Raw genomic sequence first — 21,627 nt, 5'->3', positions numbered from 1 at the left:
TCTATAGACAACCAAACGGAATGCCAACCAGGTTTTCTTCGTATTGTTCGACCCGTTCCGCATTATTGATGACGATGCCAAGCGGGCATTCCCGTTCCCGGATAAAATCCCGGATGCCGCGCAGCGTTTTTGATGTGACCTTTTGTCCGTATTTGATTTCAATGGGTAGAAGGCCGAACTCCCCTTCCAGGACCAGGTCGATTTCAGCGCCCCCCCCGGTTCTGTAATGGTAGTAATCATGGGCGATACCTTGCGCGGCCAGGCCGCGCAGGATCGTTTCGATCACCATGGATTCCCATGAACGCCCCATTTGCGGGTGTGCCATGAGCGCATCAAGGTCGTTCAGGTGTAACAGGAAGTGAAGCAGGCCGGAGTCTCTTAGATAACCCTTTGGATGTTTCACAATCCGTTTGGTTGCATTTTTTTCATAGGCGGGTATGTGTCGCCAGATGAACGTTCCGTGTGCGATCTGAAAATATTCACGTACTGTCGGTTGCGATACGCCCAGCGCGCGTGCAACTTCCGAATAATTGATAATGGTTCCATTCAGGTTGCTTAACATCTGGATGAAAAGCCGGTATTTCTGTCGGTTGATACCGGGAAAGAGTTGCAGGATATCCCGGTCAATGTAGGTTTGCGTGTAGTTTTGCATCCATAGCATCTGGAATCGCCTCTGGTTTTTTATCCAGGGTTCCGGGTAGCCACCCCGCAGCCAGTAGTCGAACAGTCCAGGTAGCTCAACTCTCGGTTGGAGCGCCAGTAATTTTGCAAGGACATCGCGTTCATTGATCGCCTGAAAGAAATCTGAAGGCGGTAGCGCGCAGGCTTCGGCAAGATTGAACGGCGACAGTTCAAGAATGGCGACCCGGCCAGCCAGGCTCTCGGAAATGGCGTGAAGTAAATCCGGTGAGCTCGAACCGGTTATTACGAATCGGCCGGCTTGCTGCCGGTCGGCGTCGATGGCAACGCGTAGCGCCGGGAAGATGTCCGGCATCCGCTGGGATTCGTCAATGGCAATGTGTGAACGATTCAGACGAAAAAACAGGTCGGGGTCTTTGGCAATCTGGTCGTAATCATTTGCTTTTTCAAGGTCATAAGTCCTCCAGGCACCAGGGAGTTCCTGCAGGAGGGTTGTTTTGCCGCACTGGCGCACCCCAACGATGGCAACGCAGGGGAAGAGTGTTAAAAGTTCACGCAATAGTGGGGTGGCGTGCCTTTTCATACCAGGTAATATTAAAGTCTATATTTGAAAATGCAAGGTTTGTTGCTGATTTGCCTACGAACCGATCTTCAGGAACTCAAGGGTGCCACCATGACCGATCCGGATCGGCCCGTGTTCGCGACTGGCCTGGTAGAGTTCGCCGTCGATGGTAAAGGGAGCATCCATATCCAGTTCGAGTTGCCGGGTGTTGTGACTGAAGTAGCCGCTTTCCGGTGTGGCGCCAGTGCCGGGTTTTCCGCGCAGCAGGCCCGGGAGTTTTCTCAGCAGGCCTTGCGCCGGGTTTTCTATCCAGGTGCAGTGCAGCGGTTGTTGTTCCTTTCCCCACCAGGGGTGCAGCCCAAGGAAAAGTCGTTCCAGGCTGGTGACCAGCAGTATAGCAAGCTGTTTTTGCGTCGGCGTATCCTGGTCGTCCAGGCGCAGGGTGACGTCGATCGGCGCGGTGAACTGCGGATCGCCACGCAGTATGCCCCACACAGCCCGCAGCAAAGTGACACCGGGGCCGATTTCATCCGTGAGGCCTACGCGGTGAATGTGATCGGTGCAGTGCTCAATGCCATTGATGATGATGTTACCTGCACCAAAGAACATGCCATACAGTGCGCCCTGTCCGACGGCACCCTCGACACACAGTATGGGCCGGAACCGCCGTTCCTCGGGGAGTTCTTCACCGCCTGACCAGCGGCACAGTTTTTCCACCGCTTTCGTCAGGCTGCCGCGCATACCGGCGTCTGCGGCATTCATATTGGTGGTGCCTCCCGGCAATAAAACCACGGCGGGTTGTATAGCGAAAGGCGAGGCATCGAGCAATGCGGCAAACACCTGTGCTGTTGTGCCGTCGCCGCCATTGATGGCCACAACGCCGACGGACTGTTCGGCAAACGCCCGCAATGCAGTATGGATATCGTCGACAGATTGTGTGATGTGATGACATACATGGCCGTGCGCTTTCACCAGGGCCTCGATTCTGGCCAGTGCAGCACGGTTGCGGCGGCTGTGGGGGTTGGTGACCAGGCCCACACGGGGGCGATCATTTGGGTTGTCTGTGGAATTCAAGCGTGTTTGTCAGTCTGAATAGGGTACTATTTCCTGACAGACATCCTAACCCAGTACACTCAGGATAAGTACCTTTACAAAACATGGAGCCTCAGATTAATTCAATCATCCGTCATTCCGGCGAATGCCGGAATCCAGAAATTTCAAGGCCATGGATGCCGGCCTGCGCCGGCATGACGGTTTAATCCCGGCATGACGGTTTAATCAGAGACGACATAAATTTCTGTCATGAATGACGTTACGCCACCATCCGGCCTGCGTTTTGCGCATTTGTCGGATCCGCACCTCACCACGCTCGAGGCAGTACGCTGGAACCAGCTGCTGAGCAAGCGGATCCTGGGCTATTTGTCGTGGCGGCGTGGCCGGCGTGCCGAGCACCGCCGCGAGGTGCTGGACGCGCTGGTGGACGATATGCGCGAAACCCGGCCACAGCACATTGTGGTAACCGGTGACCTGACACATATCGGCCTGCCGGATGAATTCCGCCAGGCACGGCACTGGCTGGAGCGGCTGGGTGAGGCGGAGGATGTGACCATCGTCCCCGGTAACCATGACGCCTACGCCCGGCATGCCTGGTCAGATACCTTCGCGTTGTGGGAGCCGTGGATGCGTTCAGATGTGGCTGTGGGGCAGGCGTCGGCAACGACCGGAAAGTTGTTGTTTCCGAGCCTGCGTATACGCCGTGGCGTAGCGTTTATCGGTTTGTCGAGTGCACTGGCGACGGCGCCGTTTCTCGCCACCGGTAAACTGGGGGCCGAACAGATCGAACGTTTGAAAACCGTGTTACAGGAAACAGGGGCACGGGGCCTGTTCCGTGTGGTCATGCTTCACCACCCTGCGGTTGAAGGTGCGGAGAAATGGCGCAAGCGTTTGACGGATACCGCGGCGTTGAGCGAAGTGCTGGCGAAGTACGGTGCGGAACTGGTATTGCACGGGCACAGTCATCGTGCACTGCACAGTCATATTCAACGCGAAGTCGGTGATATCCCGGTGTTCGGGATTCCTTCGGCTTCCGCTATCGGCCGCAAGCCCGGGCGAGCGGCGCAGTATTATCTCTATGAGGTGCGGTCGGAGGGCGCGCGCTGGCGTATCGACGTGCGCGTGCGGGCCTACCAGCGCGAGCAGCACAGCTTCACACTGGCGCACGAGCATCACTTGTCAGCGCCGAGAATGGCCTCTACAAAGCGCTGATCCTCGACGCTGTCCACATCGATGGCGGCTTCAGGAAACGGTAGCAACAGCGGTTTGATTTTTACCCCCAGTTTGCCTGACAGGCGTTCCGCAGCGCTTTCCATGCGCAGCATGCCAAGGGCATAACGCAGTACCGACCCCAGCCCCAGCTGCCGAATGATGTACAGCGGGTTTTTGCGCTGTTTTTCCACACTGCGCCAGGCGTTGGCTACCCGGTGCGATTGAGGTGTCAGGAAGGCAAACAGGTTGCAGCCGCAGTAGCCGTCGTCACTGAAACGCATCACGGTTTTGTGTGCGCCGGGAAACTTCTTGTGGATAGCGTTGATGGTCGTGACGCCTGCTGCAACATCCGCGTTTGTTGCGCTGGCGCGTTGCAAAAAGTCATCCAGAATGTCCGGGCGCAACAGCGGATGGTCGGCTGTGGTAATCAACGCCGGCTGGCCCTCCGGCAATTGCTGCAAGGCCTTGTAGGCGCTGCTGGCCGGGCTGTCGGCGGGTTCGATCCAGCGCACCATTCCCGTGTCGATCATCTGCATCAGCACACTGGACGTTTCCAGGCAGGACCTGGTCGGGCCGCACAGCACAATGTCGTCGACCTGCCGGCTTCCGGCCAGTGCATCGACAACGTGCTGGATCATGGGGCGGTCAAGGATACCGACCAGTGCCTTGGTGCACACACCGGCGTGTTGTATCAGCGGGTCATGGCGGCTGCGGTCGGCGGCAAGAATGATGGCGGTAAATCCACGATCGGTCATGTGAGTTGTTTTTCATACAGGCGGTAGCGTTTGTATTCGACACCGCCCAGCTGTTCGATGATGTTGCGCATGGCCTGATTGTTTTCCAGTATCCACGACATTTCCACCTCTTCGATACCGCGGCGCACAAAAGGTGATCGCAGTGCCTCGGTGACGGCAAACGCCAGCGCCGGCCCCAGTCGTGTACGCTGGTATTTTTTCAGTACCCCCATCAGTGGAATACGCGCACGCGTAGGGTAGCGCACCTTGATGCGCCACAGCAGCTTCAGCCAGCCCAGCGGCAACAGTCGGCCATTCAGGTCCTGGATCGCCTGGTTGATATCGGGAAGGCCAACGATCATGGCCGCGGGTTCCCCGTCGACTTCGGCGATCTGCACAAAATCATCGTCCAGCAGCAGCGTCATGGCCTTGCCCACTTCCCTGAACTCCGCCTCGGTGATAGGCACAAAACCCCAGTTTTCCGACCAGGCGTCGTTGAAGATATGCCGCAGGATGTCCAGTTCCTTGTCGAGCGCCTTGTGGTTGAGAGGACGCAGGCGTATGCGTCCGGATAAACGTTCCAGCAGGCGTTTCACCATGGGCGAAAATGTGTAGGTCGGCGGTTGGTGGTAAGCCAGCAGATCCCGGGCCGGTATGAAACCGTTGGCTTCAACGTGCGCGCTGTAGTAGGGCGGGTTATGCCCCATCATGATGCAGGGTGGTGTATCAAAGCCATCAACCAGCAGGCCGGCTTCCTCGTTGATGGACAGCGTGAAGGGACCAATGACGCGCGACATGCCTTGCCCGGCAAGCCATTGTTCCGCAGCGTGGAACAGGGCAGAGAAAATCGCCGGGTCGCTTTCAGCTTCGAGGCTGCCGAAGTAGCCGGTCTGGTCCGCGTAACGATCGAGATGCAGCTGGTCGATCTGCGCACTGATACGACCCACGGGCCTGTTATTGCGGTAAGCCACCCAGCCGCACCAGCGCGCATGCTCAAAAAACGGATTTTTGCGGCTGTAGCGCTGTTTTTGCTCGATCAATAACGGTGCAACCCAGTTTGGATCGTGACGGTAGACCGACCAGGGCAGGTGAATGAAGTCCCTGAGTCGGCGCTTGCTGTCCACGCGGCGGACATCGAGATCATCCTTGTCGGCTTGCATCGCGTTTCGCTAATTGGCATTCGGGGCGCTGATCATACCGGGCGAACAGACAGGCCGCTATGATGTAAAATGCAGAATCCGTCACATTTTCTTCATGAGCAAACACTTAAGCTGTGAGATCACAAAAAACAGGCCTGAATCTGGCCTGGATTTTGCTTTAATTTCACGCGGTATTTGTTGGGTGAAGTAACCCGCGGATTTGCGGGGTTTGATCCGAGTTGTTGTATTATTTCTGTCGCGAATCGGCGACATTTTTGAGATAAGTCCAACAAGTGCCGAAAAAACGTTGAAAAAGTATTGTGTTTTCTTCCTATTGTAGGAATAATTCACATCCGGTTGACTGGACAGTCGAGTGCAGGTGTTGTTGTTGTGAAAAAACAACGACGGTGTGCGAAGTGAGCCGTTTGCGCAATTGGCGCAGACGAATTGACACAGTGGTGCTTCCGGTCAGTCATAACTGAAACTTTTTTGGGGCGTTCCTGTCTCTGACCGGAACCGAACACAATCCTCAAAGGGAAAAAACTTTTGGGCGCTGAATCGACACCAACCTTACACAATCTGCCGTTCCGTGCCGCTGATTTCGCTACCCTGCCTGATGCACTCGATTACGCTGCGAAAGGCGAGACCGGTGCAAACTTCTACACAGGTCGGGGCAAGCTCTATGCAACGATGCCCTACACTGAATTGCGCGAGGCCTCCCTTGTGCTCGGGCGCAAGCTGCTTGGCATGGGGCTGCAGAAGGGCGACCGCGTTGCACTGGTGGCAGAAACCAACCCCGATTTCCTGAGATTCTTTTTTGCCTGTCAGTATGCCGGGCTGATTCCTGTTGCGCTGCCTGCCTCGGTAAACCTGGGCGGCCATACCGTCTACGTGACCCAGTTGCGCGGCCTGCTGGAAAGCAGCATGGCCTCTGTTGCGATGGCGCCGCAAGGTTATGCCTCGTTCCTCGAAGAGGCCGGTGAAGGCCTGGGTCTGAAGCTGATTGGCTCACCCGATATTTTCGATGCGTTGCCGGATGCGGATATTGATTTTCCGTCTATCCAGCCCGCTGATACTGCCTACATCCAGTACACGTCGGGCAGCACGCGCTTCCCGCGCGGTGTTGTGATTGAGCAGGGTGCCGTCATGAGCAACCTGGCGGGCATTATTCGTCACGGTGTCTGCATTGGCCCCGGCGACCGTTGTTTCTCCTGGCTGCCGTTCTACCACGACATGGGCCTGGTTGGCCTGGTGCTGGTGCCGGTGGCTTCACAGGTTTCTGTCGACTACCTCGACACCCGTGATTTTGCCATGCGCCCGCGTCAGTGGCTGAACCTGATGACGCAGACCAAAGCAACCATCTCTTTCGGCCCCCCGTTCGGTTACGAGCTGTGCACACGACGCCTGCGCCCGGGGGAAGCGAGTAAATACGATCTCAGCAACTGGCGTGTCGCCGGTGTCGGTGCGGAAATGATCCGTTCCGAGACACTTGAGCGTTTTGCCAGGGCGCTGGCCCCGGCAGGTTTTGATGACAGGGCCTTCCTGGCGTGCTACGGCATGGCCGAGTGTTCGCTGGCGATCAGTTTTGCACCACTGTTCGAGAAGCACTCGACCGACTGTGTCGATGGTGACCACCATTCTGATTTCCAGGAAGCCTTGCCGATTCATCTCTCCGAGAATCCAGGTCGTGCGCGTTGCTTTGTGGATTGTGGCAAGCCGTTGCCTGATTACGAAGTCGAGATTCGCAATGAGGAAGGCAAGGTATTGTCGGACCGCCTGAGCGGTTCCATCTTTGTGCGTGGCCCGAGCGTGATGTCCGGCTATTTCAACGCGCCGGAAGAAACCATTGCCTGTCTTTCCGGAGATGGCTGGCTGAACACGGGTGACGTGGGTTATCGTGTTAATGGCAACCTGATTATTACAGGCCGCAAGAAGGATCTGATTATCATCAATGGTCGTAACATCTGGCCACAGGATCTGGAGTATCTGGCGGAACACCAGCCGGAAGTCCGTATCGGCGATGCCCTGGCGTTCTCTGTGCCGGGGCCTGATAACGATGAGATCTGTATCCTGGTTGTTCAGTGTCGCGAGTCTGATCCTGTCAAACGTGCAGACCTGGCTGACCGCCTGAATCGTCTGGTTCATATGGAACTGGGGATCGACGTCTTTGTCGAGCTGGTGCCGTTGCATACACTGCCGCGTACGTCATCCGGCAAGCTGTCACGTTCCAAGGCGCGTCAGAATTTCATTGAGTCCCACGACATCAGTGATCTGACTGCGGGCACATCCGACGATGAGCCGGAGTTAAAACAGGGTTCAGTCTGATTGGCAGGCACGTCTGTGTTACGTGAAATAACCGGCTTCGGCCGGTTATTTCGTTTCAGGGAAGCTCCAATGTACTTGACATACCGGCGCAGGCCGGTATCCATGTTGTTCCGTGCACTGGATGCCGGCCTGCGCCGGTATGACGGAAGTTAATAGGGTCATGATTTTCCCGGGAATAACTTTTCCAGAGTAAAGCGCTAATGTCGAAACAGATCGCCGTTACAGGCGCCAGCGGTTTCATCGGCCGCAGTATTTGCAAACACCTGCATACACAAGGTTGTAGCCTGCGTCTGTTGATGCGCGCTTCCGCCAACGATGCGCTGTTCGGCAAAATCGGTGCTGAAATTATTCGTGGCGATCTTCATGACAAAGCTGCCCTGACGCGCCTTGTCGATGGCAGCAGTGCCGTCATTCATTGCGCCGGTGTTGTGCGTGGTGCCAGCCAGCAGGATTTCGACAGGGTTAATGTGGACGGACTGTCTCAATTGCTGGACGCAATCCAGTCCGTTGAAAATCCGCCACGGCTTTTTACATTATCGTCGCTTGCCGCGCGTGAGCCGGAGCTGTCTTTCTACGCGGCCAGTAAACGCCGGGGGGAGCTGTTGCTCGAACAGCGGGCAACCGACCTGGACTGGTTTGCATTGCGCCCACCGGCCGTCTACGGGCCGGGTGATCGTGAAATGCTGCCGCTGTTCCGTGCCATGGCAAAAGGGTTTGCACCGGTACCCGGCAAAAAGACCTCGCGCTTCTCAATGGTCTATGTCGAGGATATTGCCGAGCTGGTTGCAACCTGGCTGGAGCATGAACATGTCGAATCAGGGATCTATGCGCTGCACGATGGACGCGATGGCGGGTATGACTGGCTCGATGTATGCCAGGTTGTTTCGGAAATTTGTCACCGCCCTGTGCGCCCGGTCGAAATACCTTCCCTGCTGCTGGATGTTCCCGCCTGGTTGAATAAGCGTTTATCGCGCGGGTTGGGTTATGCGCCGATGCTGACACCGGAAAAACTGCGCGAACTGCGTCACCCGGACTGGGTGTGCGATAACGCCGGGGTGGCAAAGGTGCTCGACTGGCAGCCACGTGTGCAATTCAGGGAAGGTCTGCTGAAGACGCCTGGCTGGTGTCCGGTCAGTCGATAGCGGGTAGCGCCTTTCCGGGGTTAAGTATGCCCTTCGGGTCAAACTGCCGTTTGATGGCATGCATGAGCTGAAGACTGTCGGCGCCAATCTCTCTCGCTACCCAGTCACGCTTGACCAGGCCGATCCCGTGCTCGCCGGAGAGCGTGCCATCCAGTTCGAGTACCGTGCCGAAGATGTCTTCAAGACAGGCTTCTGCTTTTTCCTGCTGCCCGGGCTTGCCCGGGTCATAGAGCAGGTTTACGTGCAGGTTACCGTTGCCGGCATGTCCGAAGTTAACAATGTGAATACCGTGTTTCTCTGATAGCGCAGACAATCTGTCGACCAGCACCGGGATGCGCGATACCGGTACTACAACGTCCTCATTGATTTTCTTTGGCGCCACACGCCGCAGGGCGGGTGACAGTGCCTTGCGCACATCCCACAGCGCAGCAACTTCCGCTTTACTGTTTGCCTGGTGTATAACGAGACAGCCGGACGTATTTGCACTGCCGGAAACCTGTGCGGCGAGTTCGTCTATTTGTGACGCAAGACCGTCGACCTCGATAATCAGCAGTGCGCCTGTGTCATCGGCAAGACTGCCCGCCAGTTCGCTGCGCACCATGTCAATGGCGTTACCATCCATAAATTCCAGCGCACAGGGCGTGACCGGGCTGGCCATGATGTTCGCTACAGCCCCGGCAGCACTTTGCATGTCGCGGTATTCGGCGCGCAGTGTGCGCTTTGCGGGTTGCAGCGGGGTAAGTTTCAGTGTCGCCTCGGTGATAATCCCAAGCGTGCCTTCCGACCCGATCAACAGGCGCGTCAGGTCATAGCCCACTACACCCTTTGTGGTGCGTACACCGGTGCGCAGTGTGCGCCCTTCGCCGGTGACAACGCGCAGCCCAAGGGTATTGTCACGCGGTGTTCCGTACTTGACGGCACGCGGCCCTGCCGAGTTGTAGGCGAGGTTGCCGCCCACGGTGCAGACGGCAGCACTGGTCGGGTCGGGTGGCCAGAAGAAACCCTGTTCAGCCGCAGCCTGCTGTACCTGCTGGTTGGTGATGCCGGGTTCAACCACTATAAAGCGGTTTTCGCGGTCCAGTTCGATCAACCGGTTCATCCTGTGCAGTGAGATAACAACCGAGTGTCGGTCCAGCGGTACCGTGGCGCCGGTGGTGCCGGTTCCCTGGCCGCGTGCCAGTAACGGGGTGCCATGTTCATAACAGGCACGCACCACGTCTACCACCTCGTTGTGCGTGGTTGGCAGGGCAACCGCTATCGGCTGCCCCTGCAACTTGCTGTTATCGTAACCGTAGGTATGGCAATCCGCCGGATCGGTCAGCAGCTGTTCGCCCAGTGAGGCTCGCAATGCTTCAATAATGTCCTGCGCCATACGGCCTCACATCAGCACCGGGCTAACAGCCTAGTCGAGGTATTCAAATAATTTAACAATCCGTTGTACGCCCTTGTTCCTGCGGGCCTGCTCGGTTGCAGCATCTGCTTCGGCCCGGGTGACAAGACCCAGCAGGAAAACAGTGCCGTTTTCAGTGACGACCTTGACCCGGGTCGGGTCAAAGCCGGGCAGTTTGATGGAAACCAGCGAGGTTTTGACCTTGGTGGTAATCCATGAATCACTGGAACGCGTCATCATCGAGCTGGGGGCGGCAATCTGTATTTCATTGTGTACGCGCCTTACTTTTTTGGCGCGACGCGCGATCTCGCCGGCGCGTTCGCGCATGGCGCTGGTGGGTGCTTCGCCGGACAGCAATACAATGCCGTTATAGCTGGTGATATTGATATGCGCCTGTTTGGCAAGTTCCGGGTCCTTGCTCAGTGCGTTGCGGATGCGTAGCTCAATGGACTGGTCTTCGATAACAGTACCGGCAGTACGACGGTCATGCGCCAGCGAAACCGTTGTTGCCGCACCCCCGACGACCAGTGGTGCACAGGCATTGAGCAGCAGTATTGTGGTCAGTAGTGCAGCAGAGGCCAGCCAGCGGGTTTTCATCATATTGTTCTCCTGTTATCTCGTATCGGTCGGTTCGGTCAGGCGTCGAGCCGGAACGCATCTTTCAGCCAGTCTATCGCAGGATCACCCGGATCGCCTTCGAGGGATACGACATCGAAGCGGGCCATGTCGTTCCAGGCGTGATGGCAGTGTATATAATACTGTGCACAACGGATGATGCGCACCTGTTTGCTTCTGGCGACAGTTTCGGCGGCGTTCCCGTAACGGGTTTGCCGGCGGTATCGTACCTCAACGAATACCAGTGTGCCGCTGTCACGCATCACCAGGTCTATTTCTCCGCCCCGGCAATAAAAATTGCGCGTTACCAGCGTCAATCCGCGCTGTTGAAGAAAACTACAGGCCAGCGCCTCTGCCTGGTTCCCGGTCTTTTTGTGATTCATGGCGTCCCTCCGTGGACACGGGGTGATCACTGTGGGCAAGTTTGTTCGGTACGCCGCGCTGGAACTGTGCCCACTCCAGAGTGCGGTGAAGGCGTTTCTGTTCGTCCAGCGTCAGGGTGCCTGTTGCCCCGGGGTAGTTGGCGAAACCGGGCATATTCAGGGTGCCCAGCCAGGGCGTGACCTGCCAGGCGTCGTAGCCGAGCGCAAACAGACGCTGAAAGCGTTTACTGCGCAGCGGCCAGATCGAGGCCAGCATCCGGCGTTTTTCCGCCCAGCGCCCGGATTTGTCCAGTACCCAGGGGATATCGCAGAACATCAGGCCGTCCATGTCGCGATCCAGCCCGGGGTCGGATGTGGCGGCGTATACATGCGAGGTACTGTACACCGGCAGGTCACCGGCGTGATGGAAACGCAATTGCGGCCGTAGCTGGCGTGCCTGTGGTGGAAAGCCGAGGATGAATACCGCCTCGACATCCTTGCGTCGGCGAGGCTCGTAATGGAGTCTTTCCCCGAGTAACCGCTGCAGCGCATTATGCCGCCGCTTGCTGTCGTCGAGATTGAGTGTTCTCTCGATGGGCTTTTTGAAGTCTGCGGTGTTTGGCGGGTAACGGCCGGTTTCGAGGACTTCGCCGCCAAGGTTGCCGAAGGCTGCGGTGAATGCAGTAAAGACACGCTCACCCCAGGGATTGTCCGGAATCAGCGATATGACATACTGGTGGCCATCATTGAAAATACGTTGTGCTGCCTGGCGTGCCTCATCTTCCGGTGCCAGGCCAAACTGGTAGAACGGCAGCCCGGCACCGGTTTCGCCGTGTATCTGGTTAAGCGCCATAACCGGTACCGGCAGCAGGCCGGATTGCGCCAGTTGGCGGATAGCATCTTTCAGCAGCGGTCCAATGACAAAGTCCGCGCCATCTTCCACGGCTTGCTGATAGACCGACCACAGCAGCATGGCATCACCACCGGTATCGTAGAAACGCAGTGTCGTATCAACAGGTTGTTCTTCGTACCAGGCCGCCAGCATACCGTCGCGTAATGCGGCCGCTGATTCGTGGGCGCGGCCGGTAAAGGGCAGCAATACGGCAATGTGTTGCGGGCGTGCGGTGAGTTGTTGAACCTGTCCGAGCAGGTCCGGCAGCAGGGCGTATTCCGCCGCATGCCCCGGGTAGCGGTTGCGCCAGTTGTCCAGTTGCTGCATCCACGCCTGGCGATCGCCGTGCGACTGGCGGGTGATCTGCAGCAGTTCCATCCAGCCGCTCAGCGGGTCGGGTGGGGGGCTGGTGCGCAGTCTTTCAAGTGCCTGGTTGGTGAGCCTGGAAAGCTGTTCCCAGATCCGGTACTGGTTGTCGAGTTTCTGTTGCGGGTCATCCACCAGGCCATCCAGCCAGATCAGCTGGCGCGCGGCTTCCAGTGCATTGCCGCGCATGGCGTAGGCCATGGCGCGGAGCTGGTAATAACGGTAGCCGTGGTCGGGCAACAGTTCCGGGTTGCGAATGGGTTGCAGCCGCTGCAATGCTGCCTCGCTATGGCCTTCGGCGAGGTCCAGCCGTGCGCTCAGCAGGAGGTGCTGGATACGTTGCGGCTCACTCAGGGTGCGTGTGTCGATACTGGCCAGCACCGGTTTGAGCTGGTCCCACAATTCACCCTGTTCCAGCAACGCGGCAGCCCTGAGGCGCAGCGCAGGGCGCTGGTCGGCCGCTGCGCTGCGCGCTGCATCCAGGTATTGCCGGGCAGCCATGAGATAGTCGCCCTGTTCAACATACGACTGAACCCGGGCATCAATGCCCTGGTCTGCGGGTTTGAGCGGTTGCACGGGGGTGCCCCCGCAGCCGGCAAGTCCCAGCAGCAGCAGGGGAAGAAGCACGTATAATCTGGATACAGACACGAAGGGCGATACCTGTTTTGGTGAGCGCCTATTGTAAATGAGGTGGATGCGGATGTGCATGTTCTTTTCCCGGACCTGCTGTGACAGGGATAAACAGCCATGACGGAAGCGGAGCAGACGGCCGATGGCGGAACCCTGTACGTCGTGGCGACGCCGATCGGGCATCTTGGCGATATGAGTGCGCGCGCCATCGACGTACTCAGACAGGTCGACCGGATTGCAGCCGAGGACACCCGGCACAGTGCCCGGTTATTGCAGCATTTCGCGATCCAGACACCGATGCTGTCGCTGCATGAACACAATGAACGCACGGCTGCCCCCGCGCTCATCGAGCAGCTGCGGGCCGGCCAGTCGATTGCGCTGATTTCCGATGCAGGGACGCCGCTGATCAGCGATCCCGGTTTCAACCTGGTGAGGCTGGCGCGCCGGTCCGGTGTGCGGGTCGTACCGATACCGGGCCCCAGCGCATTGATATGTGCGCTGTCGGCAGCCGGTCTGGCGACAGACCGTTTTGTGTTCGAGGGATTCCTGCCGTCAAAGTCCACCGCCCGCCGCAACCGGCTGGAACAGCTGGCGCGTGAGCCGCGTACCCTGGTGTTTTACGAATCCAGCCACCGGATCGCCGATTCCCTGGCCGACATGGCGGCCGTGTTTGGTGAATCACGCCGTGCCGTGCTGGCACGTGAGCTGACCAAACAATTTGAAACCATTCATCAGGATGAACTGGGTGCATTACAGCGTTGGGTCGAGGCAGACAGCAACCAGCAGAAAGGTGAAATCGTGGTGCTGGTAGAAGGCTGGTCGCAGCCTGAGGGTGATTTACTGAATGCCGAGGCTGAACGTGTGTTGCAGATTCTCATGGAAGCGTTGCCTGTTAAAACAGCTGCCAAACTGGCGGCACGACTGACAGGGTTGAACAAGCGAGACCTGTACGAACGCGGTGTTGCGCTCAGGAAAACCGATTGAGGTTACGGGTATTCTGCCTGGACGTCATGCGCATGTTGTTGCAGCGCCCACCGCACATGTTCCCGTACCAGTTCCGATGGATGACTGCTGCGCAACTTCAGTGCTTCGATCACCGCCTCACTGCCCGGACTGTTCCCCAGCGCAACCGCGATATTTCGCAGCCAGCTGATATGCCCGATGCGACGAATGGCGGTGCCTTCTGTATAGCGTAGAAACTCCGCCTCACTCCATTTAAAAAGATCGATCAGCGTGCGGCTGTCGAGCCGGTGACGCGGGCTGAAGTCAGTTTCCCCGCTGGGCCGGGAGAAGCGGTTCCAGGGGCAGATCAACTGGCAATCGTCACAGCCGTAAATCCGGTTGCCGATACCCTTGCGCAGTTCCAGCGGGATGGCGCCGTGCAGTTCGATGGTCAGGTAGGAGATACAGCGGCGCGCATCCAGCCGGTAAGGCGCGATGATGGCCTGTGTCGGGCAGATATCGATACACGCCTGGCAACTGCCGCAATGGTTGTCTGCCGGTGTGTCTACCGGTAACGGCAGGTCGGTAAACAGTTCGCCGAGAAAGAACCAGGAGCCTTCGCGACGGTTGATCAGGTTGGTGTGCTTGCCGATCCAGCCCAGCCCGGCTTTTTGCGCAATGGCTTTTTCCAGTACCGGTGCGCTGTCGGTGAAGGCGCGGAAACCGAACGGGCCGACCTGTTCGGCGATGTGGTCGGCGAGTTTTTGCAGGCGCTTGCGCAATACCTTGTGGTAGTCACGCCCGAGTGCGTAGCGCGACACATAGGCGCGCGCAGGATCTTCCAGCACATGGTCCGCCGGGTCAGCCTGGCCGGGCCAGTAGTCCATGCGTACGGAAATGATTCGCAACGTCCCCGGCACCAGTTCCTGCGGCCGACTGCGCTTGCTGTCGTGCGCGGCCATGTATTTCATTTCGCCGTGGAGGTTTTCACCCAGCCAGCTCAGCAGGTGCGCCTCGTGTTCGTCGAGGCGGGTGTCGGTAATGCCCACCTGCTGGAAGCCCAGCGCCCGGCCCCGGGCCCTGATGTCCTGTGCGAGCTGCGTGAAGTCGATATTGTCGCGGCTGATCGAGGTCGTGGATTTGGGTGAAAGTGTCACGGTGCGGTATGGTTTACAGATGCCTGTCGGAAAAGGACATTGTATGCCGGAAACCCACGCTTTGCCGCTTTATACGGCGGCCGGGGTGCGTGAGCTGGATCGCCTCGCCATCGAGGAACATGGAATCCCCGGTTATACCCTGATGTGCCGGGCTGGCCAGGCACTGCAGAGGGCGGTTGTTGCCAACTGGCCGGCGTGCCGGCGTGTCAATATAGTGTGTGGCGCGGGTAACAATGGCGGCGACGGTTATGTGCTGGCGCGCCTGTTGCGCGAGGCCGGGTTTGAGGTCAGTGTGCAGACGCTCGGTGAACCGGCGAAGCTGAGGGGGGATGCGGCGACGGCGGTTGCCGATTTCATGGCGGGCGGCGGCCAGGCGACACCCTTTGACGGTGAGCTGAATACCGCCCCGTTACAGGTGGATGCCTTGCTCGGCACCGGTTTGACGCGTGATGTGGAAGGGCCCTGGCGGCGGGCGATTGCGGCGCTCAATGCGCAGTCTGCGCCGGTACTGGCTGTCGATATTCCCAGTGGTCTGGATGCGGATAGCGGCGTGATCCGTGGTATTGCCGTGCAGGCACAGCGCACAGTAACGTTTATCGGCCGCAAGCGTGGCCTGTATACCGCGCAGGGTGTGGATTGTGCGGGCAGGGTTGAGTTTTCCGACCTCGATGTTCCAGCAGCCATCTATGACAGGCAGCCGGCGCATGCCTGTCTGTTACAACAGCCGCCACTTGGTGCACTGGCTGCGCCGCGGCTACGCAGCAGTCACAAGGGTGATTTTGGTCATGTACTGGTGGTCGGGGGCGGTACCGGCATGCCGGGTGCTGCGCGACTGTCGGCCGAGGCCGCCTTGCGCTGTGGCGCCGGGCTGGTTTCCGTTGCGACACACCCTGACAACGCCAGGCTGCTGAATGCCGGGCGCTGGGAGTTGATGGTGCATGCCGTCACGCATACGCATGAGCTGGCGCCGCTGCTGCAACGGGCCAGCGTGGTGGTGGTCGGGCCGGGGCTGGGGCAGTCCGGCTGGTCCAGGCAACTGTTCGAGCAAGTGCTCGAAACCACCCTGCCGCTGGTGGTGGATGCCGATGCCCTCAACCTGCTGGCGCGTGATCCACTGGTTCGCCGCAACTGGATTCTCACACCACACCCCGGAGAAGCTGCGCGGTTGCTTGGCACGGCCACGGCCACGGTTCAGCGGGACCGCTTTGCCGCACTGGAAGCCCTGCGCGAACGCTATGGCGGCAGCATCATACTAAAAGGCGCGGGAACCCTGATTGGTGAGGGTGATCTGCCCGCCATTTGTGCGGCCGGCAACCCCGGCATGGCCAGTGGCGGCATGGGCGATGTGCTCAGTGGTGTTGTGGCTGCCTTGCTGGCGCAGGGGCTGGCTGCGGGTACCGCGGCACGCGCTGCCGTTTGTCTGCACGCACAGGCCGCCGACCGGGCGGCCGCCACGGGCGGTGAACGGGGCTTGCTCGCCGGGGATCTCATGCCGCTGTTACGCGAGGGGATCAATGACCGGAATTGATATCCATCTGGACGATGCCGGCGCTACCGAAGCCTTCGGCCGTCGCCTGGCCGCCTGTCAGCAACCCGGGCTGGTGGTTTTCCTGCACGGTGATCTCGGTGCGGGCAAGACCACACTGGTGCGCGGTTACCTGCGCGGACTGGGTCACCAGGGCGCGGTGAAAAGTCCGACCTATGCCCTGATCGAACCTTATGAAACCGGGCAGGGGCATCTCTACCACCTCGATCTCTACCGACTGGCCGACCCGGAAGAGCTGGAATGGATCGGGCTGCGTGACCTGTTCGACGGGGAAAGCGTGTGCCTGATCGAATGGCCGCAACGCGGTGAGGGGATGTTGCCGGAGCCGGATGTGAATATTCGCCTGAGCGTAGAAGGGCAGGGACGGCGGCTGACATTAGAGGCGCATTCTGTTCGTGGCGAACAGGTCGTTGAATATTTGGGGTCAGAGTAAAAACGACTTTCGCGTATTTCGTATATCGCTAATAACAAGTTTTTACTCTGACCCCAAATACTCAATACTCACAACGAATGTATCCAGGGCAGGCCTGCGCTAACACCACGAGGAGATTGTCGCACTGCTTCAGGCACAGGTTGCGGCATAAAAACAACATTCATGCGAGCCGCTGCTCAACGCTTCACTTGAATTGCTAACTATCAGGCCTATCTCGGTGACATCTAAAGAGATTTGTTGAATTTCCCCGCAGAATGCGCTATATCTTTGCCTTATGCCGCACCTCGACCGGAAGGAACAACAAACGTGAAGCGCCTCGGCCTGTTGCTGTTATGGCTGCTGACCAGCATGGCGAATGCCGGTTCGTTGCAGGTCAACGGCGTGCGACTGTGGGCGGCGCCCGACAGCACGCGGGTCGTTTTCGATATTACCGGTCCGGCAGAACACCAGTTATTTACCCTCAAGGGGCCGGATCGTCTGGTCATCGATCTTAAGCACGCCAGCATCGACAGGGCGCTGGTCAGGCAGCTTCAGGCCAGTGGCGTGGTGAAGGGCTTGCGCAGCGGTTCGCGCAACAAGGATGACCTGCGCCTGGTGCTGGATCTCTCCAGCCCGGTCAAACCCAGGAGCTTTATGCTCAAACCCAACGATCAATACGGCCACCGCCTGGTCATTGATCTGTTCAAGGCCGGCAAGGCGGAACAGCGTAAGCCAAAAACCGTCAAGGCAGTCAACCGGCCAGCCCGGCTGCGTGATCTGGTCATCGCCGTCGATGCCGGTCATGGTGGCGATGATCCGGGTGCGCGCGGGCGCAAGGGCACGCGTGAAAAAGATGTGGTGCTGGGTATTGCACGTAAACTGGCTGCGCTGATCAATAAAGAACCGGGCATGAAAGCCGTGCTGGTGCGCGACGGTGATTACTATGTCGGCCTGCGTAAACGTATCGACAAGGCGCGCAAGCATCGTGCTGACCTGTTTATCTCCATCCATGCCGATGCCTTCCGTGACCGTCGCGTGCACGGTTCCTCGGTTTATGTCCTGTCACGGCGCGGTGCCTCGTCGGAAATGGCGCGCTGGCTGGCCGCGCGTGAAAATGCCGCCGATCTGGTTGGCGGTGTCAGCCTGGATGACAAGGATGACCTGCTGGCCGAGGTGCTGCTGGACCTGGCGCAGACCGCAACGCTGGAAACCAGTACCGGCGCCGCCAGCAATGTGCTCACAGAACTCAGGAAACTCGGCAAGGTGCACAAGCGGCAGGTCCAGCACGCTGGTTTCGTGGTGCTGAAATCGCCGGATATTCCCTCCATGCTGGTGGAAACCGCCTTTATCTCCAACCCGTCCGAGGAGAACCGTCTGCGCAGCCGCAAGCACCAGCAACGAGTGGCAAATGCCATCTTTAGGGGTGTCCGCAGTTATTTTGTATCCAATCCGCCGGTGGGCACCCGTCTGGCGGCCAGACAGACACCACGTCGTCATGTCGTACGTCGCGGCGATACACTGAGCCATATCGCCCAGCGCTATGGCGTGAGCATGTCCTCCCTGCGCAGCCGCAATCGTCTCAAGGGCGACCGCCTGCTGGTGGGGAATGTGCTGAAGATTCCGTCAAAGGGCGGCTAGCCAACCGCTGCGTTTGCGTTCGCCCCGGCAGCGTATTTCACGGTACCATTCCGGCATGCGTATCCATGCCCTCGAACCTCAGCTGATTAACCAGATCGCCGCCGGCGAGGTCATCGAACGTCCGGCGTCGGTGCTCAAGGAGTTACTGGAAAACAGCCTCGATGCCGGTGCCACGCGTATCGAAGTCGATATCGAGGAAGGTGGCAGGCGCCTGATCCGGGTACGTGATGACGGGCACGGCATACACGTTGATGACCTGGGGCTGGCCCTGTCGCGCCACGCCACCAGCAAAATCGCTTCCCTGGAAGATCTGGAACAGGTGATGAGTCTGGGTTTCCGCGGTGAAGCCCTGCCCAGTATCGCTTCGGTATCCCGTCTGACCGTACAGTCGCGCACAGCCGACAGTGGCAGCGGTTACCAGGTGCGCGGTGATGGCCGCGAGGCGACACTGGCGCCGGAGCCAGTGGCTCACCCGCCCGGCACCACCATCGAAGTACGTGACCTGTTTTTTAATGTCCCGGCACGGCGCAAGTTTCTGCGCACTGAAAACACCGAACAGAAATACCTGGATGCGGTGGTGCAGCGTATCGCCCTGAGCCGGCCGGATGTTGAACTCACGGTGCGTAAAAACCGTAAGCCGCAATACCACCTGCGTGCCGGGACAGGCGAAGCGGCACAACTGGAGCGCCTTCACACCCTGCTGGGCGGTGCCTTTGCCGAACAGGTGCTGCGCATCAAACACGAAGCCGCCGGGCTGCGTTTGTCCGGCTGGATTGCCCAGCCGACCTTTTCCCGCAGCCAGGCCGATTTGCAGTTTTTTTTCGTCAACGGACGTGCGGTGCGTGACAAGCTGCTGGCACATGCCGTGCGCCAGTCCTACCAGGATGTCCTGTTCCACGGCCGCCACCCGGCGTTTGTCCTGTTTCTTGAACTTGATCCGAAGGCTGTCGATGTGAACGCGCACCCGGCCAAGTCCGAAGTGCGTTTCCGTGAGTCGCGGCTGGTACACGATTTCCTGTTTCGCACGCTGCATGACCTGCTGGCCGATCTGCGCCCGGCCGACGACCAGCTTGCACCGCAACCGGTGCGGCCACTGCCCGGGGCGGGGCAACGATATGCGGGTGCGGGACCTTCCCGGCAGGGTGGGCTATCCCTGCAAATGGCGGAGCAGGTCGGGCAATATGGCCGATTGCACGGCACACAAAGCCCCGGGCTGGCCAGCGTGCCGGCTGCGCAAGGCAATGCGCTGACCCCGTCTGCCGCTGAACACGAAACCGACAGTGCTGAAATCCCCCCGCTGGGTTTTGCGCTGGCGCAATTGAAAGGCATCTACATTCTGGCAGAAAATGCGCAGGGTCTGGTGCTGGTGGATATGCACGCCGCACACGAGCGGATTACCTATGAGCATCTCAAATCCGCTTTTGCCGCAGAGGGTATTCGCTCCCAGCCGCTGCTGGTGCCGTTGAGTCTTGCTGTCAGCCAGGCCGAAGCGGAACTGGCGGAATCACGCCGCGACTGGTTTGCGGCGCTGGGTTTCGAGATAGACCGCCAGGGGCCCGAGCAGCTGGTGCTGCGCCAGGCGCCGGCGCTGCTGGCCAGTGGCGATGTCGAGGCACTGGTGCGCGATGTATTGTCAGACCTCAATGCGCACGGCAGCAGCCAGCGTATCGAAGAGGCTGTCAACGAACTGTTGTCCACCATGGCCTGCCACGGTTCCATACGTGCTAACCGGCGCCTGACCCTCGATGAGATGAATGCCCTGTTGCGTGACATGGAGCGAACCGAACGTTCCGGGCAGTGCAATCACGGCCGCCCCACCTGGGTGCGTTTCAGCCTCGGCGAGCTGGACGCCCTGTTCATGCGCGGCCAGTAGGTCACCCATGGCTCACCCACGGGTCATCTGTCTGATGGGGCCGACTGCGTCCGGCAAGACCGCTGTGGCGGTCGAGCTGGTGCAGCGGTTCCCGCTGGATATCATCAGCGTCGATTCGGCACTGGTCTACCGGGGCATGGATATCGGTACGGCCAAACCGGATGCCGACACCCTGCGGATTGCACCTCACCGGCTGATCGATATCCGTGATCCGGTACAGGCCTATTCCGCGGCCGGGTTTCGCGACGATGCGCTGCGGGAAATCGGTGCGATTCATCGTGCCGGCCGTATCCCGTTGCTGGTGGGTGGCACCATGCTCTACTTCAGGGCGCTGGAGCAGGGCCTGTCCGACCTGCCGGCTGCCGACCCAGTGGTGCGCGCCAGACTTGAGGCGGAGGCCCGGGTCAGTGGCTGGGCGGCCATGCATGAACGCCTGGCCCGCATCGATCCGGTGGCCGCGGCGCGCATCCATCCCAATGACCCGCAGCGTATCCAGCGGGCACTGGAAGTCTACGAAATCACCGGGGTATCCATGACCGAGCAGTTTGAGCGTTGCAGCGACAAGCCGCCGCCACTGGATTTCCTGAAAATTGCCCTGGTGCCGGAACACCGCGCCGTACTGCACGAGCGTATCCGTCAGCGTTTCAATCTCATGCTGGAACAGGGTTTTCTTGATGAAGTCAGTGCCTTGCGCGCTCGCGGTGACCTCAATCCCGACATGCCGTCCATGCGCGCTGTCGGCTATCGCCAGGCCTGGGCGCACCTGGATGGGAAACTATCTGCGCAGGAATGGGTCGAACGGGCCATTGTCGCAACGCGTCAGTATGCCAAGCGACAACTTACCTGGCTGCGCAGCGAGGGGAATACAAACCGGGTTGATCCGTCCATCAGGGACGCAGCCAGAACTGTTAGTACGCTCATCAAGCAGGTTGGCGCAGCAGGCAATTGAATGTGCTATAGTTTTGCCCGTAAGGAAAATTTTTAACCACACGGGATGT

At 59.1% G+C, this 21,627-nt stretch carries 18 protein-coding genes; 9 read left to right on the top strand and 9 right to left on the bottom strand.

The genetic code is table 11. The features are described from left to right. Position 1 precedes the first annotated feature (1 nt). Both ACW81B_RS10170 and ACW81B_RS10165 read right to left on the bottom strand, forming a co-directional pair. Entirely contained in the window at positions 2-1,198 is a 1,197-nt protein-coding gene (locus ACW81B_RS10170; RefSeq protein WP_491580116.1) for an ATP-binding protein, read from the bottom strand. A gap of 78 nt (positions 1,199-1,276) precedes the next feature. Then, positions 1,277-2,239, bottom strand: a complete 963-nt coding sequence (locus ACW81B_RS10165; protein ID WP_491580115.1) for a diacylglycerol/lipid kinase family protein — start codon at positions 2,237-2,239, stop codon at positions 1,277-1,279. Positions 2,240-2,503: 264 nt separating this feature from the next. Between ACW81B_RS10165 and ACW81B_RS10160 the strand changes: the two genes are divergently transcribed. Then, the gene (locus tag ACW81B_RS10160; protein WP_491580114.1) at positions 2,504-3,466 is read left to right on the top strand and encodes a metallophosphoesterase family protein; all 963 of its coding nucleotides are present in this window, start codon (positions 2,504-2,506) and stop codon (positions 3,464-3,466) included. Here the strand turns inward: ACW81B_RS10160 and ACW81B_RS10155 are convergent. Further along, on the bottom strand, positions 3,427-4,221 hold the full coding sequence (locus ACW81B_RS10155; RefSeq protein ID WP_491580113.1) for a nucleotidyltransferase family protein: 795 nt from the start codon (positions 4,219-4,221) through the stop codon (positions 3,427-3,429). The two genes, ACW81B_RS10160 and ACW81B_RS10155, sit on opposite strands and share 40 nt — an antisense overlap. After that, complete coding sequence (locus ACW81B_RS10150; RefSeq protein ID WP_491580112.1) at positions 4,218-5,360, bottom strand: N-acetyltransferase; 1,143 nt, start codon at positions 5,358-5,360, stop codon at positions 4,218-4,220. Before ACW81B_RS10150 ends, ACW81B_RS10155 begins: the two co-directional genes overlap by 4 nt. Before the next feature lie 525 nt (positions 5,361-5,885). Here ACW81B_RS10150 and ACW81B_RS10145 point away from each other — a divergent pair. Then, on the top strand, positions 5,886-7,664 hold the full coding sequence (locus ACW81B_RS10145; protein ID WP_491580111.1) for a fatty acyl-AMP ligase: 1,779 nt from the start codon (positions 5,886-5,888) through the stop codon (positions 7,662-7,664). Between the two features lie 200 nt (positions 7,665-7,864). Continuing rightward, positions 7,865-8,806: an NAD-dependent epimerase/dehydratase family protein gene (locus ACW81B_RS10140; protein ID WP_491580110.1), complete on the top strand. Its 942-nt coding sequence runs from the start codon at positions 7,865-7,867 to the stop codon at positions 8,804-8,806. Here ACW81B_RS10140 and ACW81B_RS10135 read toward each other — a convergent pair. The 4 genes from ACW81B_RS10135 to ACW81B_RS10120 are packed head-to-tail and all read right to left on the bottom strand — an operon-like array spanning position 8,796 to position 13,079. Beyond that, a complete protein-coding gene (locus ACW81B_RS10135; protein ID WP_491580109.1) occupies positions 8,796-10,178 on the bottom strand; it encodes an FAD-binding oxidoreductase in 1,383 nt (460 codons plus the stop codon). The genes ACW81B_RS10140 and ACW81B_RS10135 overlap by 11 nt on opposite strands. Positions 10,179-10,208: 30 nt before the next feature. Further along, the gene (dolP, locus tag ACW81B_RS10130) at positions 10,209-10,796 is read right to left on the bottom strand and encodes a division/outer membrane stress-associated lipid-binding lipoprotein (protein ID WP_491580108.1); all 588 of its coding nucleotides are present in this window, start codon (positions 10,794-10,796) and stop codon (positions 10,209-10,211) included. A gap of 35 nt (positions 10,797-10,831) precedes the next feature. Continuing rightward, the gene (locus ACW81B_RS10125) at positions 10,832-11,194 is read right to left on the bottom strand and encodes a YraN family protein (RefSeq protein ID WP_491580107.1); all 363 of its coding nucleotides are present in this window, start codon (positions 11,192-11,194) and stop codon (positions 10,832-10,834) included. Further along, a complete protein-coding gene (locus ACW81B_RS10120) occupies positions 11,148-13,079 on the bottom strand; it encodes a penicillin-binding protein activator (protein ID WP_491580106.1) in 1,932 nt (643 codons plus the stop codon). The genes ACW81B_RS10125 and ACW81B_RS10120 overlap by 47 nt, the downstream gene beginning before the upstream one ends. Before the next feature lie 99 nt (positions 13,080-13,178). On the opposite strand from ACW81B_RS10120, the gene rsmI reads away from it, so the two are divergent. After that, a complete protein-coding gene (gene rsmI, locus ACW81B_RS10115) occupies positions 13,179-14,045 on the top strand; it encodes a 16S rRNA (cytidine(1402)-2'-O)-methyltransferase (protein WP_491580105.1) in 867 nt (288 codons plus the stop codon). Between the two features lie 2 nt (positions 14,046-14,047). Here the strand turns inward: rsmI and queG are convergent, their stop codons facing one another. Then, positions 14,048-15,160, bottom strand: a complete 1,113-nt coding sequence (gene queG, locus ACW81B_RS10110) for a tRNA epoxyqueuosine(34) reductase QueG (RefSeq protein WP_491580104.1) — start codon at positions 15,158-15,160, stop codon at positions 14,048-14,050. A gap of 43 nt (positions 15,161-15,203) precedes the next feature. On the opposite strand from queG, the gene ACW81B_RS10105 reads away from it, so the two are divergent. The 5 genes from ACW81B_RS10105 to miaA all read left to right on the top strand — a co-directional run bounded on the left by ACW81B_RS10105 (position 15,204) and on the right by miaA (position 21,578). After that, positions 15,204-16,688: an NAD(P)H-hydrate dehydratase gene (locus tag ACW81B_RS10105; RefSeq protein ID WP_491580103.1), complete on the top strand. Its 1,485-nt coding sequence runs from the start codon at positions 15,204-15,206 to the stop codon at positions 16,686-16,688. Then, positions 16,675-17,139: a tRNA (adenosine(37)-N6)-threonylcarbamoyltransferase complex ATPase subunit type 1 TsaE gene (gene tsaE / locus ACW81B_RS10100; protein WP_491580102.1), complete on the top strand. Its 465-nt coding sequence runs from the start codon at positions 16,675-16,677 to the stop codon at positions 17,137-17,139. Before ACW81B_RS10105 ends, tsaE begins: the two co-directional genes overlap by 14 nt. A gap of 306 nt (positions 17,140-17,445) precedes the next feature. Then, complete coding sequence (locus ACW81B_RS10095; protein ID WP_491580101.1) at positions 17,446-18,756, top strand: N-acetylmuramoyl-L-alanine amidase; 1,311 nt, start codon at positions 17,446-17,448, stop codon at positions 18,754-18,756. A gap of 55 nt (positions 18,757-18,811) precedes the next feature. Beyond that, positions 18,812-20,629 (top strand): DNA mismatch repair endonuclease MutL, encoded by a 1,818-nt coding sequence (mutL, locus tag ACW81B_RS10090; RefSeq protein WP_491580100.1) that lies wholly within the window; start codon positions 18,812-18,814, stop codon positions 20,627-20,629. Between the two features lie 7 nt (positions 20,630-20,636). Continuing rightward, the gene (gene miaA / locus ACW81B_RS10085) at positions 20,637-21,578 is read left to right on the top strand and encodes a tRNA (adenosine(37)-N6)-dimethylallyltransferase MiaA (RefSeq protein WP_491580099.1); all 942 of its coding nucleotides are present in this window, start codon (positions 20,637-20,639) and stop codon (positions 21,576-21,578) included. Positions 21,579-21,627: the final 49 nt, after the last annotated feature.

The organism is Thiogranum sp., from assembly GCF_058323355.1.
The sequence above is the reverse complement of the archived record's forward strand: the minus strand, read 5'-3'. Positions and strand labels throughout refer to the sequence as shown.

Excerpts from the sequence above, each read along its gene's own strand:
- ACW81B_RS10135 (WP_491580109.1), bottom strand. The coding sequence starts at position 10,178 with ATGGCGCAGGACATTATTGAAGCATTGCGAGCCTCACTGGGCGAACAG.
- ACW81B_RS10150 (WP_491580112.1), bottom strand. The coding sequence starts at position 5,360 with ATGCAAGCCGACAAGGATGATCTCGATGTCCGCCGCGTGGACAGCAAG.
- ACW81B_RS10140 (WP_491580110.1), top strand. The coding sequence starts at position 7,865 with ATGTCGAAACAGATCGCCGTTACAGGCGCCAGCGGTTTCATCGGCCGC.
- dolP (WP_491580108.1), bottom strand. The coding sequence starts at position 10,796 with ATGATGAAAACCCGCTGGCTGGCCTCTGCTGCACTACTGACCACAATA.
- miaA (WP_491580099.1), top strand. The coding sequence starts at position 20,637 with ATGGCTCACCCACGGGTCATCTGTCTGATGGGGCCGACTGCGTCCGGC.
- mutL (WP_491580100.1), top strand. The coding sequence starts at position 18,812 with ATGCGTATCCATGCCCTCGAACCTCAGCTGATTAACCAGATCGCCGCC.
- ACW81B_RS10125 (WP_491580107.1), bottom strand. The coding sequence starts at position 11,194 with ATGAATCACAAAAAGACCGGGAACCAGGCAGAGGCGCTGGCCTGTAGT.
- ACW81B_RS10160 (WP_491580114.1), top strand. The coding sequence starts at position 2,504 with ATGAATGACGTTACGCCACCATCCGGCCTGCGTTTTGCGCATTTGTCG.
- tsaE (WP_491580102.1), top strand. The coding sequence starts at position 16,675 with ATGACCGGAATTGATATCCATCTGGACGATGCCGGCGCTACCGAAGCC.
- ACW81B_RS10105 (WP_491580103.1), top strand. The coding sequence starts at position 15,204 with ATGCCGGAAACCCACGCTTTGCCGCTTTATACGGCGGCCGGGGTGCGT.
- ACW81B_RS10155 (WP_491580113.1), bottom strand. The coding sequence starts at position 4,221 with ATGACCGATCGTGGATTTACCGCCATCATTCTTGCCGCCGACCGCAGC.
- rsmI (WP_491580105.1), top strand. The coding sequence starts at position 13,179 with ATGACGGAAGCGGAGCAGACGGCCGATGGCGGAACCCTGTACGTCGTG.